This window comes from Actinoplanes cyaneus (assembly GCF_016862095.1).
GTDB classification, from domain to species: domain Bacteria; phylum Actinomycetota; class Actinomycetes; order Mycobacteriales; family Micromonosporaceae; genus Actinoplanes; species Actinoplanes cyaneus.
Map to the genome: position 1 here is coordinate 34,745 of NZ_BOMH01000032.1, position 15,089 is coordinate 49,833.

The 15,089-nt window shown below is 70.5% G+C and carries 15 protein-coding genes; 3 read left to right on the forward strand and 12 right to left on the reverse strand.

The features are described from left to right. The first annotated feature begins 9 nt into the window (after nucleotides 1-9). On the forward strand, nucleotides 10-861 hold the full coding sequence (locus tag Acy02nite_RS21045; protein WP_203743059.1) for a putative RNA methyltransferase: 852 nt from the start codon (nucleotides 10-12) through the stop codon (nucleotides 859-861). 15 nt (nucleotides 862-876) lie between these two features. Here Acy02nite_RS21045 and Acy02nite_RS21050 read toward each other — a convergent pair whose 3' ends face one another. The 12 genes from Acy02nite_RS21050 to trpS all read right to left on the reverse strand — a co-directional run bounded on the left by Acy02nite_RS21050 (nucleotide 877) and on the right by trpS (nucleotide 12,418). Then, a complete protein-coding gene (locus tag Acy02nite_RS21050; protein ID WP_203743061.1) occupies nucleotides 877-1,557 on the reverse strand; it encodes a DUF4272 domain-containing protein in 681 nt (226 codons plus the stop codon). 6 nt (nucleotides 1,558-1,563) lie between these two features. Then, nucleotides 1,564-2,841, reverse strand: coding sequence for a thymidine phosphorylase (locus Acy02nite_RS21055; RefSeq protein ID WP_203743063.1), 1,278 nt, complete (start codon nucleotides 2,839-2,841; stop codon nucleotides 1,564-1,566). Then, nucleotides 2,838-3,554 (reverse strand): cytidine deaminase, encoded by a 717-nt coding sequence (locus Acy02nite_RS21060; protein ID WP_203743065.1) that lies wholly within the window; start codon nucleotides 3,552-3,554, stop codon nucleotides 2,838-2,840. Before Acy02nite_RS21060 ends, Acy02nite_RS21055 begins: the two co-directional genes overlap by 4 nt. Before the next feature lie 79 nt (nucleotides 3,555-3,633). Further along, nucleotides 3,634-4,902, reverse strand: a complete 1,269-nt coding sequence (locus Acy02nite_RS21065) for an ABC transporter permease (RefSeq protein WP_203743067.1) — start codon at nucleotides 4,900-4,902, stop codon at nucleotides 3,634-3,636. Between the two features lie 4 nt (nucleotides 4,903-4,906). After that, nucleotides 4,907-6,157, reverse strand: a complete 1,251-nt coding sequence (locus Acy02nite_RS21070; protein WP_203743069.1) for an ABC transporter permease — start codon at nucleotides 6,155-6,157, stop codon at nucleotides 4,907-4,909. Beyond that, complete coding sequence (locus tag Acy02nite_RS21075) at nucleotides 6,154-7,725, reverse strand: ABC transporter ATP-binding protein (protein WP_275407299.1); 1,572 nt, start codon at nucleotides 7,723-7,725, stop codon at nucleotides 6,154-6,156. Before Acy02nite_RS21075 ends, Acy02nite_RS21070 begins: the two co-directional genes overlap by 4 nt. A 67-nt stretch (nucleotides 7,726-7,792) precedes the next feature. Continuing rightward, the gene (locus tag Acy02nite_RS21080) at nucleotides 7,793-8,887 is read right to left on the reverse strand and encodes a BMP family lipoprotein (protein WP_203743071.1); all 1,095 of its coding nucleotides are present in this window, start codon (nucleotides 8,885-8,887) and stop codon (nucleotides 7,793-7,795) included. A gap of 377 nt (nucleotides 8,888-9,264) precedes the next feature. Next, a complete protein-coding gene (locus tag Acy02nite_RS21085; RefSeq protein WP_203743073.1) occupies nucleotides 9,265-9,498 on the reverse strand; it encodes an SCO4848 family membrane protein in 234 nt (77 codons plus the stop codon). 22 nt (nucleotides 9,499-9,520) lie between these two features. Beyond that, complete coding sequence (locus tag Acy02nite_RS21090) at nucleotides 9,521-9,907, reverse strand: hypothetical protein (RefSeq protein WP_203743075.1); 387 nt, start codon at nucleotides 9,905-9,907, stop codon at nucleotides 9,521-9,523. A gap of 8 nt (nucleotides 9,908-9,915) precedes the next feature. Continuing rightward, the gene (locus Acy02nite_RS21095) at nucleotides 9,916-10,836 is read right to left on the reverse strand and encodes a YihY/virulence factor BrkB family protein (RefSeq protein ID WP_203743077.1); all 921 of its coding nucleotides are present in this window, start codon (nucleotides 10,834-10,836) and stop codon (nucleotides 9,916-9,918) included. 21 nt (nucleotides 10,837-10,857) lie between these two features. Then, the gene (locus Acy02nite_RS21100; RefSeq protein ID WP_203743079.1) at nucleotides 10,858-11,388 is read right to left on the reverse strand and encodes a 2'-5' RNA ligase family protein; all 531 of its coding nucleotides are present in this window, start codon (nucleotides 11,386-11,388) and stop codon (nucleotides 10,858-10,860) included. A gap of 4 nt (nucleotides 11,389-11,392) precedes the next feature. Then, nucleotides 11,393-12,418 (reverse strand): tryptophan--tRNA ligase, encoded by a 1,026-nt coding sequence (trpS, locus tag Acy02nite_RS21105; protein ID WP_203743081.1) that lies wholly within the window; start codon nucleotides 12,416-12,418, stop codon nucleotides 11,393-11,395. A gap of 136 nt (nucleotides 12,419-12,554) precedes the next feature. On the opposite strand from trpS, the gene galE reads away from it, so the two are divergent. Together galE and galK are read left to right on the forward strand one after the other, a co-directional pair. Then, nucleotides 12,555-13,529 carry a UDP-glucose 4-epimerase GalE gene (gene galE, locus Acy02nite_RS21110; RefSeq protein WP_203743083.1) on the forward strand — a complete coding sequence of 325 codons (975 nt, stop codon included), beginning with the start codon at nucleotides 12,555-12,557 and terminating at the stop codon, nucleotides 13,527-13,529. 64 nt (nucleotides 13,530-13,593) lie between these two features. Next, entirely contained in the window at nucleotides 13,594-14,739 is a 1,146-nt protein-coding gene (gene galK / locus Acy02nite_RS21115) for a galactokinase (protein WP_203743085.1), read from the forward strand. Nucleotides 14,740-15,089 lie beyond the last annotated feature (350 nt).

Consider the following 15,089-nt stretch of genomic DNA (forward strand, 5'->3'; position numbering starts at 1 on the left):
ACTCTTCCCATGATCGATGGCGCATTGCCGTACCTGCGGTGCCCGGTTTGCCGGGAGCCACTCCAGCGGCACGACCGGGCCCTGCGCTGCCCCCGCGGTCACAGCTTCGACATGGCGAAACAGGGCTATGCCGATCTGAGCGCCGGCCGCCTGCCGCACACCGGCGACAGCGCCGAGATGATCGCCGATCGTGCCGATTTCCTGGCCGCGGGTCACTACGCCTTCATCGCCGAGGCTCTCGCCCGGGCGGCGGCAGATCTCCACGATCAAGATCCGATTGCGGTACGGCGGGAAGTGCGCGACAGCGAAGTGATCCTCGACGCGGGCACCGGCACCGGCGACTACCTCGCCCACGTCCTGGGTGCCGCCCCCACCGCCGTGGGCCTGGGCCTGGACGTGTCGAAACCAGCGCTGCGCCGGGCCGCGAGAGCCCACCCGCGCGCCGCCGCGGTCCTCACCGACCTGTGGCGTCCGCTGCCGGTCGCGGACGCCTCGGCCACCGTGATCCTGAACGTCTTCGCCCCGCGCAACGGCCCCGAGTTCGCCCGGGTGCTGCGCCCGCGGGGCCGGCTGCTCGTGGTCACCCCGGCCGCCGAGCACCTGGCGGAGCTGGTCGCGGCACACGGCCTGATCCAGGTGGACCCGGACAAGGCGGCACGGGTCGGTGAGACTCTCGATGAACACTTCCGGCCGGTCGGGACGACCACGCTGCGCCACGAGATGCGACTGACCGCCACCGAGGTCCGCACCCTGATCGGGATGACGCCGAGCGCCCGGCACGTGACGGTCGGCGACCTGCCCGCGCGTGACGTGACGGTCACCGCGGCGGTGGTGCTCACGGCGTACGCGAAACGGGTCTGAAAGGCTCTTGAACTCTCAGACCGAAAGGTCGACTTCTTCCCATTCCGGGGGATTGTCGTGATAGGGGCCGTGGAAGATGACCGCCCACTCCAGCGCCCAGCGCCGCTGCCCGATCGCGTTGCTGTCCACCTCGCCGGGCAGCGGCCGACCGGCCTGCTCGGCCTCCTGGAAGGCCCAGTCCAGGCAGTAGTAGAGGTCGAGCAGCACCGCCGCCTCGGCCGCGTCCCGGACCGCGACCAGCGACCGGGACCGCCAGCGGCCGAAGGTCTCGCCCGCCGGCAGATCCGGCATCTGGGCCATCAGGTGATCGTCGGGCGGCACCGTCGGGTCCAGGTGCCGGCCCAGCCCGAGCAGGTAGGCCAGCGCGAAGACCGCGTCGTGGTGCAGCACGAACGAGCGGTGGTCGCCCTTGGCCCCGATCACGAACTGCCACTCGGGCGGGGTGACCAGCTCGACCAGGTGCGACGCGAGCAGCCAGCTCATCGCCGCCTCGGTCGGCATCCCGAAACAGCGGGCCACCACCACGTGCAGCACCGCGGCCCGCGCCTCCAGCTCGGCCACCGGGCGCAGCTCGACCGTGTCGCCCAGCTCCCACACCAGCGGGAACGTGGGCGGCGGCAACGGCAGACCCAGCCTGGCCAACTCGTCCAGGCTGGCCTCGCGAACCGCGCGTGGATCGGGAGCGGCCTTCGTCATGGTGCGTCAGGCTATGCGGTCCAGGAGGAGACCGGCAGAGGCGGGGGCATCGGTCCCGATCATGATCGCGCCGACCGCGTCAGCCCGCGCCGCGGGAATCCGGGACTCCTCGTCCGTGCGCAGCTCGAGCAGCACGTCACCGGCCTTCACCCGGTCGCCGGGCTTCACCTTGAGCTGCACGCCGGCGCCGAAGCTGACCGGGTCCTCCTTGCGGGCCCGGCCGGCGCCGAGCCGCCACGCGGCCACCCCGATCCCGAACGCGTCCATCGTGGTCACCACGCCGTCCGACTCGGCCCGCAGCACCTCGGTGTGCCTGGCGACCGGTAGCGTCGCGTCCGGGTCGCCGCCCTGCGCCCGGATCATCGCCTTCCAGGTGTCCATCGCGACGCCGGAGGCCAGCACCTTCTCCGGGTCGGCGTCGACGCCCGCGGCGGCCAGCATCTCCCGGGCCAGGGCCAGGGTCAGCTCGACCACGTCGGACGGGCCGCCGCCGGCCAGCACCTCGACCGACTCGGCGACCTCGTTGGCGTTGCCGACGGCCAGCCCGAGCGGGGTGCTCATGTCGGTGAGCAGGGCGACAGTGGTGACCCCGCTGTCCTTGCCCAGCCGGACCATGGTGCGAGCCAACTCCTGAGCGCTGGCCAGGTCCTTCATGAACGCGCCGGAGCCGACCTTGACGTCGAGGACCAGCGCGCCGGTGCCCTCGGCGATCTTCTTGCTCATGATCGAGCTGGCGATCAGCGGGATCGCCTCGACCGTGCCGGTGACGTCGCGCAGCGCGTAGAGCTTGCGGTCGGCCGGGGCCAGGCCGTCACCGGCCGCGCAGATCACCGCGCCGATCTCGTCGAGCTGGCGGATGAACTCGTCGTTGCCGAGCCGGGCCCGCCAGCCGGGGATCGACTCCAGCTTGTCCAGCGTGCCGCCGGTGTGGCCCAGGCCGCGGCCGGAGAGCTGCGGCACCGCCACGCCGCACGCGGCGACCAGCGGGGTCAGCGGCAGCGTGATCTTGTCGCCGACACCGCCGGTGGAGTGCTTGTCGGCGGTCGGCCGGGACACCGCTGACAGGTCCAGCCGCTCGCCGCTGGCGATCATCGCGGCGGTCCAGCGGGCGATCTCGGCGGGCGTCATGCCGCGCAGCAGGATCGCCATGGCCAGCGCGGACATCTGCTCGTCGGCGACGACACCCTTGGTGTACGCGTCGACGACCCAGTCGATCTGCTCGTCGGTGAGGGTGTACCCGTCCCGCTTGGCCCGGATGACGTCGACAGCTGCGATACCGCTCATGCTTGTTCCTCTGTCCAGCGCTGCGGGATCCCGTCCGGCAGCTCACCCTCGCCGGCCCAGGACAGACCGCCCTCGGCGTCCACCACCACGACCCGCGGACTGCGGACCAGACCCCAGGCCACCGCGGCGGAGGCGGTCGGGAAGTTCGGCCCCTCCTCCAGGATGCCCTTGTCCTCCCCGGTGCCCGGGGCGCCCGACGAGCGCTCCCAGTAACCGGTCCAGATCGTCTCGCCGCCGGACAGGTCCGGATGCACGAAGACCGTGCCGCGACCGCGCCACTTGGCCAGCTCGGCGGGGACCTCGGGGCCACCGGCCGGGCCGGTGACCTTCTCCATGTCCACCCAGCCGAAGGCGTGCGGCAGCAGCTCGTCCATCCGCAGCGGCCGGGGCAGCGCCTCGACCAGCATGTCCGGGCCGCCGTGCTCCCAGAGGATCTGGCGGCAGCGCCCGCACGGCATGAGCGGCGCACCGGTCGCATCCACGCAGGACATCGCCACCAGCTTGCCGCCGCCGGTGGCGTGCAGCGAGCCGACCATGCCGCACTCGGCGCACAGGGTCATGCCGAGGGACGCGTTCTCCACGTTGCAGCCGACCACCACCCGGCCGTCGTCGACCAGGGCGGCCACGCCGACCGGGAAGTCGGACGCGGGCACGTAGGCGCGCCGCATCACCTCGATGGCGGCTGTTCGTAGCGCCGCCCAGTCGATCTCCATGATCTCGATTCTGCCCCACTGTCCGGGCCGTCAACGACAGATGCCCGGGCCTGACCCGGGCATCTGCGTCAGCGGGATGTCAACTCTTGATGTACGGAAGACCGTCGGCCGCGGGCGCCCGCACGCGGCCGACCAGCCCGGCCACCGCGATGATCGTCGCCAGGTACGGCAGCATGCTCAGGAACTGGTTCGGCACCGGGCTGTTGATCGCGCTCAGGTAGAACGCCAGCTTCTGCGCGAAGCCGAAGAACAGCGCCGCCCCGAACGCCCCGAACGGCGTGTACCGCCCGAAGATCAGCGCAGCGAGCGCGATGAAGCCGGCGCCGGCGGTCATGTTCTTGGTGAAGCTGCCGGTGGCCACGAGCGTGAAGTACGCCCCGCCCAGGCCCGCCACCACGCCGCCGAGCAGCACGTTCAGGTAGCGCAGGCCACGCACCCGGATGCCGACGGTGTCCGCTGCGGTCGGGTGCTCGCCGACCGCCCGGGTGCGCAGGCCCCACCGGGTCCGGTTCAACGCGAAATGGATCACCAGGACCAGGACCAGCGCGATCCAGAGCAGCAGCGTGGCGTCGAAGAACACCGGCCCGAGCACCGGGATGTCGGCCAGCCCGGGGATCTTCCAGGTGGGCATCTGCGGCGGCGCGTTGTACTTCGCCGCGTCGGGCTGCATCAGCCGTTCGTAGAGGAAGCCGGTGATGCCCAGCGCGAACAGGTTCAGCACGATGCCGACCACGGTCTGGTCGACCAGGTAACGGATCGAGAGCACGGCCAGGATCGCCGCGATGATCACACCGCCGACGGCCGCGCTGATCAGCCCGGCCCAGACACTGCCGGCCATCGTGCCGATCAGGGCCCCGGCGAACGCGCCCATCAGGAACTGGCCCTCGATCGCCACGTTCACCACGCCGGAGCGCTCGCCGAGCACGCCGGCCAGCGCGCCCAGCACCAGCGGCAGCGCCAGGTCCATCGTGCCGCTGAGGGTGTCCTCCAGCGACATGAACTGACCGGCCACCTGCCAGCACAGGAACGACAGCACGAACGTCACGATGCCGATCACCAGCAGCGCGTTCGACCAGCGCTTGAGCAGCCCGGCGACGAGCAGCCCGCCGGCCAGCAGCGTCAGCACGCCGAAGAGCACGGCGCCGAACTGGCCGTTGATCGAGAGCGCGGCGCCCTCGGCCTCCTGGGTGAGCGTGAACCGGGCATCCTTGCTCGGCGCGAGCGAGCCGAACACCACGGCGGCCAGCGCGCCCAGCAGGACCAGGGCCACCCCGAAGCGGCGCTGGCGGGTCCAGAACGGTTCCGGCGCGGCGACCTCGGTCGGCGCCTCCACAGTCGTGGTCGACATGTCCTCAGCCCTTCGCCGGAGAGACGCCGAGCCCGGCGGCGCGGGCGGCACGAAGTCGGAAGATCGCCTTCACCAGGGCGGGAGCGGCGATGAAGATGACGATGAGGGCCTGCAGCACGGTGACCAGCTCCAGCGAGATGCCGGTGAACGACTGCATCCGGTTGCCACCGGCCCGCAGCGCGCCGAACAGCAGCGCGGCCAGCAGGGTGCCCCACGGGCGGTTGCGGCCGAGCAGGGCGACCAGCAGGCCGTCGAAGCCGATGTTGCCGGCCACCGACGGGGTCAGCGCGTACGCCGTGCCCAGCACCTGGGTCGCGCCGCCGAGCCCGGCGAGAGCGCCGGCGATCGCCATCAGCAGCGTGTACGTCTTGGCCACGCTGATGCCTGCGGTCCTCGCGGCGTGCGGGTTGGAGCCGACCGCGCGCAGCTCGAAGCCGAACGCCGAGCGGTTGAGCAGCCACGCCACCCCGGCGGTGGTCAGCACCGCGAGCACGATGCCCAGGTGCACCCGGAGCACGCCGCCGAACGAGGGCAGCTGCGCCGACTCGGCGACCACCTTGCTGATCGCGTCGCTGCGGCCGGGCTGCTGGATGCCCTGCTGGATGACCAGCCAGGCCAGGAACAGCCCGGCGGTGTAGTTCAGCATGATCGTGGTGATCACCTCGTGGGCACCGGTCCGGGCCTTGAGCAGGCCGGGCAGGAAGCCCCAGAGCGCGCCACCGAGCGCGCCGGCGATCAGCGCCACGATCAGGTTCAGCACGATCGGCAGGCCGAAGGTGAAGCCGGCCACCCCGGCCGCGACGCAGCCGAGCACCGCCTGGCCCTGGGCGCCGATGTTGAACAGGCCGCCGCGGAACGCCAGCGAGACCGCCAGGCCGGTGAAGACCAGCGGGGCGGCGTAGGTCAGCGTCTCGGAGAGCGGGGCGAACGCGTTCTGCCAGGTGCCGGCGCCGGACATCCAGTCACTGAACGCCTGCGGGTCGCCGAGCGCGCCCTTGACCAGGTCGGCGTAGGCGGAGCTGATCAGCGTCCAGCTGGCGTCGAGCGCGTCGCCGGGCCGGGCCGTGAAGTAGCTGAACTTCGCCAGCACCGCCGAGTCGGAGACCACGATCAGTACCGCGCCGATGATCACGGCGAGCACGATCGACAGCGCCGTGACGGTCACGCTGTTCGACGACCAGAGGTTGCGCAGGAAGACGTTGAGGAACGTCTCCTTCTCGACCGGTTCCTTCTCGGTGGCCGTTTCGGCGGTCACTTCTTCTCCTCGTTGCCGCCGGTGATGCCGGCCATCAGCAGACCGATCTCCTCGCGCGGCGTGTCCGGCGAGACGACGGCCAGGATCCGGCCGCGGTACATCACCGCGATCCGGTCGGCGAGCCCGACCACCTCGTCGAGCTCGCTGGAGACCACCAGCACCGCGGTGCCCTGGTCACGCTCGTGGACGATCTGCTTGTGGATGAACTCGATCGAGCCGACGTCCACGCCGCGGGTCGGCTGCGAGGCGATGAACAGCCGCAGCGGGCGGGACATCTCCCGGGCGATGACGACCTTCTGCTGGTTGCCGCCGGAGAGGGTGCCGACCGCGGACTCCGCCGACTGGGTACGGATGTCGAACTGGTCGACCCGCTCCTGGGCGTTCCCGGCGATCTTGGAGATGTCCAGGCGGAACGCGTTGCCGAAGGGCTCCCGGTCGTACATGTCCAGGATCAGGTTCTCGGCGACGCTGAACTCCTTGACCACGCCGTCGTGGCTGCGGTCCTCGGGGACGTAGCCGACGCCGGAGCGCAGGATCTTCTTCGTGCTCATCCCGGCCAGGTCCTCGCCGTCCAGGCCGACCGTCCCGGCGCGCACCTCGCGCAGGCCCATGATCGCCTCGACCAGCTCGGTCTGCCCGTTGCCCTGCACGCCCGCGATGCCCAGCACCTCGCCGGCCCGGACCTCCAGGTCCACGCCGTCGACCGCGCGGATGCCCCGGTCGTCGTCGACGACCAGGCCGGCGACCTGCAGCACGGCGCGGCCCGGGTCGGCCGGGCCCTTCTCCACCTCGAGGCTGACCGCGCGGCCGACCATCAGGGCGGCCAGCTCGTCCTCGCTGGTGTCCGGGCTGGCGGTGCCGACGATCCTGCCGCGGCGGACCACGGTGATCCGGTCGGCGATCGCCTTGACCTCTCGCAGCTTGTGGGTGATGAAGACGATCGACTTGCCCATCTCGGTGAGCGAGCGCATCACCGCGAGCAGCTCGTCGGTCTCCTGCGGGGTGAGCACGGCGGTCGGCTCGTCCAGGATCAGCAGGTCGACGTCGCGGGTCAGCGCCTTGACGATCTCGACCCGTTGCTGGGCGCCGACCGGCAGGTCCTCGATCAGGGCGTCCGGGTCGACCGGCAGGCCGAACTTCTTCGAGGTCTCGATCACGTCCTTGCGGGCGCGGCGGCGGTCCAGCCAGCCGAGCGGGCCGCCGCGGGTCTCCTCGGCGCCGAGCGCGATGTTCTCCGCCACGGTGAAGACCGGGACGAGCATGAAGTGCTGGTGGACCATGCCGATGCCGGCCGCGATCGCGTCCCGGGGGCTGCGGAAGACCTTGGGCTCGTCGTTGACGACGATCTCGCCCTCGTCCGGCTGCAGCAGGCCGTAGAGCTGGTTCATCAGGGTCGACTTGCCGGCGCCGTTCTCGCCCAGCAGGGCATGCACCTCGCCGGGCTCGACGGTGATGTCGATGTGGTCGTTGGCCACCAGGTCGCCGAAGCGCTTGGTGATGCCGCGCAGTTCCAGTTTCAGCGGAATCTCCCGAGTCTCGGCTGGTCCTGGTGGAGGGGGGTCTAACACGAGCCGCCGCCGGTCACGGATTGGGAACCCGTGGCCGAGCGGCGGCCGACATGCTACTACCGGAAGGTCACTTCGGTGCGCTGGCCGACTCGGCCTTGACCGTTCCGCTGATGATGTCCTTCTTCAGCTGGTCGAGCTCGGTCTTCAGGCCCGCGTCGACCTTGCTGTCGAACTGGTTGAACGGCGCCAGGCTGACCCCGTCGTTCTCCAGGGTGCCGATGTAGCCCGGGGTGGCCGCGAGCTTCTCGCCCTTGGCACCCTTGGCCACGGACTCCTTGACGGCCTCCTCGACGTTCTTCACGACCGTGCTGAGGAAGACGTCACAGTACTGCGCGGCCGACTTGCAGCCGTCCTGGTCGACCCAGATGACCGAGACCTTGCCGGACGAGTCCTTGGCGACCTGGGCGGTGCCCAGGCCGGTGCCGCCGGCGACCGGCAGAACCACGTCGGCGCCCTGCGAGACCAGGGTCTGGGTGATCGTCTTGCCCTTGTTCTGGTCGATGAAGCTGTCGGCGAAGGTGCCGTTCTGCTTCGCCTTGTCCCAGCCCAGGACCTGGACGGTCTTGCCCTTCTTCTGGTTGTAGTAGGCGACGCCGTCGGCGAAGCCGTCCATGAAGATGGTGACCGGCGGGATCTTCAGGCCGCCGTAGGTGCCGACCTTGCCGGACTTCGAGTAGCCCGCGGCCAGGTAACCGGCGAGGAACGCGGCCTGCTGGGTGGCGAACTGCATCGGGTAGACGTTGGCGCCGGAGCTGCCGCTGTCCACGATGGCGAACTGCGAGCCGGCGCTCTCGGTGGCGACCTTCTTGGTCGAGTCGCCCATCAGGCCACCGACCGCGAGGATGTAGTCGCACTTCTGCGTGACGAAGTTGCGCAGGCCCGGCTCGTAGTCGGCCTCGGAGGACGAGGAGACGTACTTCGCGTCGATGTTGCTGGCGCCGGCCTTGGCGGCCTGGATGCCGGCCCAGGCGGAGGCGTTGAACGACTTGTCGTCGATGCCACCGGTGTCGGTGACCATGCAGGCCTTGTAGGCCGCGGCGGCGGCGGAACTGCCGCCCGCGGCCGGGGTGTCAGCCGGAGCGTCGCCACAAGCGGCGGCTGCGAGCGTCAGCCCACCTGCCGCGAGAATCGCCACGATCCGCTTCCCACGTACTGGGCGCAAGACGCCCTCCTTCCACTGCTCACCGACATCCGGTGGGTCTCAGGTCGGCAGCGTAGCTGCGGTCCATGTGGTCGGCGGGCGTTCGGTACGGACTGTTGGCGCACCGTTATCGCGCCGCAATCACCAGGGATTTTGTCTGCCGCTTTAGGTGGGTTCCCAGAGGAATTGCCCGGTCGCCGCGTAACCGGAGATTAATCTTCGCTGCCGGCAACCCCGTTTGGTCACGGTTCGCTTCGGTTGCGGTCACCTTTTGGTCACGGCGGCTTTCCGGCGCGGGCTCAAGGCCTTCCGCGCGTACGGCGGCAGCAAGCTCTCGGGCTTTCCCGCCGCGGCGCGGGTCTGCACTCAGACCTGTCTCGCCACGGCGCGGGTCTGCTTCAGGCTTTTCTGGCCGCGGCGCGCCAGGCCCGGATGCCGAGGACGCCCACGACGGTGCCGATGATCAGCGACGCCCCGATCAGCAGCGCGTGCACCCAGAGGAACGCGGTCGGCGTGCCGTCGTCGAACGAGCGGTCGTCCTTGTAGATGGCGAGGCCGAAGCGGGGCCAGATCACCCACGTCCACACACCGACCGCTGTCAGGAACGCCGCCCACCGTCGTGTGATCACCACGGCGACGAGTATCGCAGCGGGCTCAACGGGTCAGCCGGGCGGCTATCCGACGCCACCCGTCGTGCACCTCCGACAACTCCGGGGTGGGCGGGGGCGGGCCGCCGATGCCCTGCTCGGCGAGCAGCTCGTCGCCGGGGTCGGTGTCCCCGCCGGCCATCGCGCGGGCCGCCTCGATCTCCTTGCGGATCGCGTCCGCGCCGTCCAGCGGGTACATCGGCTCGACCACGGCCATCAGCTCGTCGTCGGCGACCACGGCACGGGCCAGGGCGATCGCGTGGTCCCTTTCGTACGGACCGCAGACGACCGGGTCCCAGCCCTCCCGGTCGTCCAGGGAGCCGATGGTGATCACCCATGGCGCATCGGTCAGTGGCGAACCGGGCGGCAGGTGCAGAGTGACGAGTGTGCCCACGCAGGACATCATCGCGGGCGGGCGTCCCGGATCCAGAGGTTTTGCCCCACGGGAGCGGTTTTATCGTCAGCTGAGAGGTCCACCACACGCCCGTGCGGACTGGTCGCCGCCCACGCCGCGCCGAAGAGCAGCAGCTGGTGGAAGACGTACAGGTAGACCAGGGCGCCCACGGCGGAGCCGACCAGGCCGTACGCCGGATTGCGCTCGACCATCGCGACGAACGACTTGCCCACCGTGTTGAGCAGCATCAGTCCGATCCCGACCTGCAGCACCGGCGGGGCCATCCGCCGCGCGGTCATCCGCAGCCGTGGCACCGCGGCCAGCAGAGCCGCCGCCAGCAGCATGTTCACGCCGAGCGTGAGGATCAGGCTGACCACCGACAGCGTCTTCTGGAACCCGCCGTCGGCCAGCCAGTCCAGCAGCGTCTCCAGGCCGTAGACGGCCGCCTGGGTCAGCGCCAGCAGCAGGAGGACGCCGATCAGCACGCCCAGGTCCACGGCCTGCCGGATGCCGAAGTAGCCGGGCTGCTCGCGGACCCGCCAGATGTGCCGCTGCGAGGAACGGAGAGCCTCGACCCAGCCGATGCCGGTGAAGGTCAGGCCGAGGATGCCGACGATCCCGACCGTCTTCTTGCTGTCCAGGATGGCCTGCACGTCCAGGAACGGCAGGTTCTGCCGGAGGAAGTCGTGCACCGCGTCGAACAGCTGGGTGTTGCTGGTCAGCAGGAACCCGAAGATCGAGTAACCGATCAGCAGCAGCGCGAACACGGCGAAGAAGCCGTAGTACGCGCTGGCCGCGGCGAGCCGGCCGCCCTGGACGCTGTCGTAGCGCAACAGTGCCCGGCACAGGTGGTCGAAGTACCGGGAGCGGTACCGCACCACCATGATCCGGGCTGCGGCCGCGTCATACGCCCGATCGATAGGGTTCACCGCGCGACCGTAACCGAAAGATCAGCCGCCGAGCGGGAAGTCACGCCGTGGCCGCCACGGGCCCTCTCCACCGTGGGAGAACAGCGTGAACGACGAGACCGGGAACCGGCAGGAGAAGCCGGCCAGGTCGTCGAAGACCGCGTCCAGTGCCTCCGGCGCCACGTCCTGCGCGACAGTGACGTGCGGATGGTACGGAAAGCGGCTGTCCCGGCGGATGTCGCCGGATCTGGTGATCGCCTCGGCGAGCAGCTCACACTCACTGATACCCATCGCCAGGCTGACGAACACCACCTCGGTGATCGGCCTGAACGTGCCTGTCCCGCGCAGGTGCACGGTGAACGGCGGCTGGGCCGCGGCGACCGCCTCGAGGTGCTTCTCCACCGCGGGCAGTGCCCCGGTGTCCACCTCGGTCGGCCCGAGCAGCGTGACGTGCGCCGGCGTCCAGGCGGCCTGCGGGTCGCCGGCCTCCGCGCGCCGGCGCGTCAGCATCGTCCCCCAGGGCTCCGGGATGTCGATCGCCACGCCGATGCGCGTCCGGGACGGATCACCCACGGGCTCAGGCCCCGCGGGCGGGGCTGAGGAAACCCACGTTCTTGTACGTCTTGGCGAGCGTCACCGAGGCCACGGCCCGCGCCTTCTCCGCGCCGACGGCCAGGATCTTGTCGAGCTGGGCCTTGTCGTCCAGGTAGCCCTTGGTCTTCTCCTGGATCGGCTTGACGAACTCGACGAGCACCTCGGCGAGGTCCTTCTTGAGGTCGCCGTAGCCGCGGCCGTCGTACTGCTCCAGGAGCTCGTCGATGGTGCGCGTGGTGAGCGCCGCGTACATCGTCAGCAGGTTGCTGATGCCGGGCTTGTTCACCTCGTCGTAGAGGATCTCGCGACCCGTGTCGGTGACCGCCGACTTGATCTTCTTGGCCGAGCGGGCCGGGTCGTCCAGCAGCTCGATGATGCCGTTCGGCGAGGACGCCGACTTGGACATCTTGATCGTCGGATCCTGCAGGTCGGTGATCTTCGCGGTGTCCTTGACGATGTACGCCGACGGCATCGTGTAGGTCGGCGCGAACCGGGTGTTGAACCGCTGCGCCAGGTCGCGGGTCAGCTCCAGGTGCTGCCGCTGGTCCTCCCCCACCGGGACCTGGTCGGCCTGGTAGAGCAGGATGTCGGCGGCCTGCAGGATCGGGTAGGTGAACAGCCCGACAGAGGTGCTGTCCTGCCCGGCCTTGGCCGACTTGTCCTTGAACTGGACCATCCGGCTGGCCTCGCCGAACCCGGTGATGCAGCTGAGCACCCAGCCGAGCTGCGCGTGCTCCGGCACATGGGACTGGACGAAGAGCGTGCAGCGCTCCGGGTCCAGGCCGACGGCGAGCAACTGCGCGACGGAAACCCGAGTACGGTTACGAAGCGCGACCGGATCATGACCCATCGTGATCGCGTGCAGGTCGACCACGCAGTAGAACGCGTCGTGCGTCTCCTGCATCGCCACCCAGTTGCGCACGGCGCCCAGATAGTTGCCGAGGTGGAAGGAGTCGGCGGTCGGCTGGATGCCGGAGAGCACTCGCGGGCGGCGGGCAACGTCGGACATGAGGGCCATTGTGTCAGTCTCGAACCGGATACCGAAAACCCCCTCACCGCCGTCGAGTGATGTTCGAACCTGTTGACTTATGAGCGCTTCCGCGTGATTCTATGATCGCCATCCCCGCCAGAAAGGTCCCTCAGCCGTGAAACTGCTCGTCACCGGCGGTGCCGGTTATGTCGGAAGTGTGACCAGTCGGCTGCTGCTGGACGCCGGCCACGAGGTCGTGGTGCTCGACAGCCTGCGCACCGGCTTCCGCGAGGCGGTCGCACCCGACGCCTCGTTCGTCGAGGCCGACATCGCCGACGCCGCCCGGGTCCTCACCCCCGAGGCCGGCTTCGACGCGGTGCTGCACTTCGCCGGGCTGATCGCGGCCGGTGAGTCGATGGCCAAGCCGGAGCTCTACTGGCACGAGAACGTGGTGAAGTCGCTCGCCCTGCTGGATGCGATCCGCGCCGCCCGGGTCCCGCGGGTGATCTTCTCGTCGACCGCCGCGGTTTACGGCAACCCGGTCGAGATTCCCATCAGCGAGACCGCCGCCAAGGCCCCCACCAGCACGTACGGGTCGACCAAGCTCACCTTCGACCTGGCGCTGACCTCCGAGACGTTCGCCCACAACCTGGCCGCCGTGTCACTGCGCTACTTCAACGTCGCCGGGGCGTACATCAGCGAGAGCCACGAGATCGGCGAGCGGCACGACCCCGAGACCCACCTGATCCCGATCACGTTGCAGGCCGCCGCCGGCAAGCGGGAGAAGCTGCAGCTGTTCGGCGACGACTACCCGACGCCGGACGGGACGTGCGTGCGCGACTACATCCACGTGCAGGACCTGGCCCGGGCGCACCTGCTCGCGCTGGAGGCGGCGACGCCCGGCGAGCACAAGATCTACAACCTGGGCAACGGCAACGGCTTCTCCAACAAGCAGGTCGTCGAGGCGGCCCGCGAGGTCACCGGCGCGGCCATCCCGGTCGAGATCGCCCCGCGCCGCGACGGCGACCCGGCCACACTCGTGGCGTCCTCCTCGCGCGCCCGCGAGGAGTTGGGATGGGTTCCCGAGAAGAACACCCTGCAGGAGATGATCGGCGACGCCTGGGCGTTCTACCGCAAGCACGTGGCATGAGCGACCGGTGTCACCACGGCCGCGCGGGCGGCCGCCGGGAACGCGGGCCGAAGAGAGGCACAGCATGAGCGACATCTCCGTCAAGGCCACCGAGGCCTTCACCGCGGCGTACGGGGAGGAGCCGGCCGGTCTGTGGGCGGCGCCCGGCCGGGTCAACCTGATCGGCGAGCACACCGACTACAACGACGGCTTCGTGCTGCCGTTCGCGTTGCCGCAGCGCACCGTCGCCGCGGTCGCCCCCAGCCCGGACGGCACCTGGTCGGTCTGCTCCACCCTCGCGCCCGAACCGGTGAGCTTCGGCGTCACCGAGCCGGGCGAGGTGACCGGCTGGGGGGCGTACGTCGCCGGGGTGGTCTGGGCGCTGCGCGAGGCCGGCTTCGAACCACCCGCCGTGCGCATCGCGATCGACTCCGAGGTGCCGCTCGGCTCCGGCCTGTCGTCCTCCGCCGCCCTGGAGTCGTCGGTGCTCACCGCGCTGATCGACCTGGGCGGGCTGGACGTGCCGCTGGAACGGCGCCCCGCGATCGCCCAGCGCGCCGAGAACCTGTACGTCGGCGCGCCCACCGGCATCCTCGACCAGTCCGCGTCGATCCGCTGCGAGGCCGGCAAGGCGCTGTTCCTGGACTGCCGGTCCTACGAGATCGAGCAGATCCCGTTCGACCTGGCCGCCGCGGGCCTGGCCATCCTGGTGATCAACAGCAACGCGCCGCACCAGCATGTCGACGGTGAGTACGGCGCCCGCCGCAAGAGCTGCGAGGAGTCCGCCGCGATCCTCGGCGTTCCCGCGCTGCGCGACGTCAGCGTGGCCGGCCTGCCGGACGCCCTCGACCGCCTCGGCGACGACGTGCTGCGCAAGCGCACCCGGCACATCGTCACCGAGAACCAGCGGGTCCTGGACACCGTGGCCCTGCTCCGCGACGGACGGGTCCGCGAGATCGGCCCGTTGCTGACCGCGTCGCACGCCTCGATGCGCGACGACTTCGAGATCACCGTGGCCCAGGTGGACGTGGCCGTGGAGGCCGCCCTGGCCGCCGGGGCTCACGGCGCCCGGATGACCGGTGGCGGCTTCGGCGGTTGTGTCCTGGCGCTGATCGACGCCGCCGAGGCCGGCTCGACCGCCGACGCCGTGGCAGCGGCCTACGCCGAGCGCGGCTTCACCGCCCCGACGAGCTGGGTCGCCGTGGCCGGCCCGGGCGCCACCCGCCTCTGACCCACCCGCCGGCCGGTCGCGCGATCCTCGTGATGCCCGCCCGCACGGTGACTCGTGATGCCCGCCCGCGCGGGTGAGCCGTCGCGTCCGCCGGTCGGTCGCGCGGTCCTCGTGAGTCCCCGGCGCGGTGAGCCGTCGCGTTCGCCGGAGCCCGCGACCCGATCCCGGCCCGGGCCAGCGACGCGACTCACGCTTCCGGCTGGTTCTCATGGGCGTTATTCGTGCCTCATAACGCCCATGAGAACCAGCCGGGACAGCGGGTCGCGCCGCGGCCTTGACCGGCCGCGGCCTCGCGGGGTTCTTTTGACCGCGCCCACCCACGGACGTCGCCCTTGCGGGCTTTGCGTTCT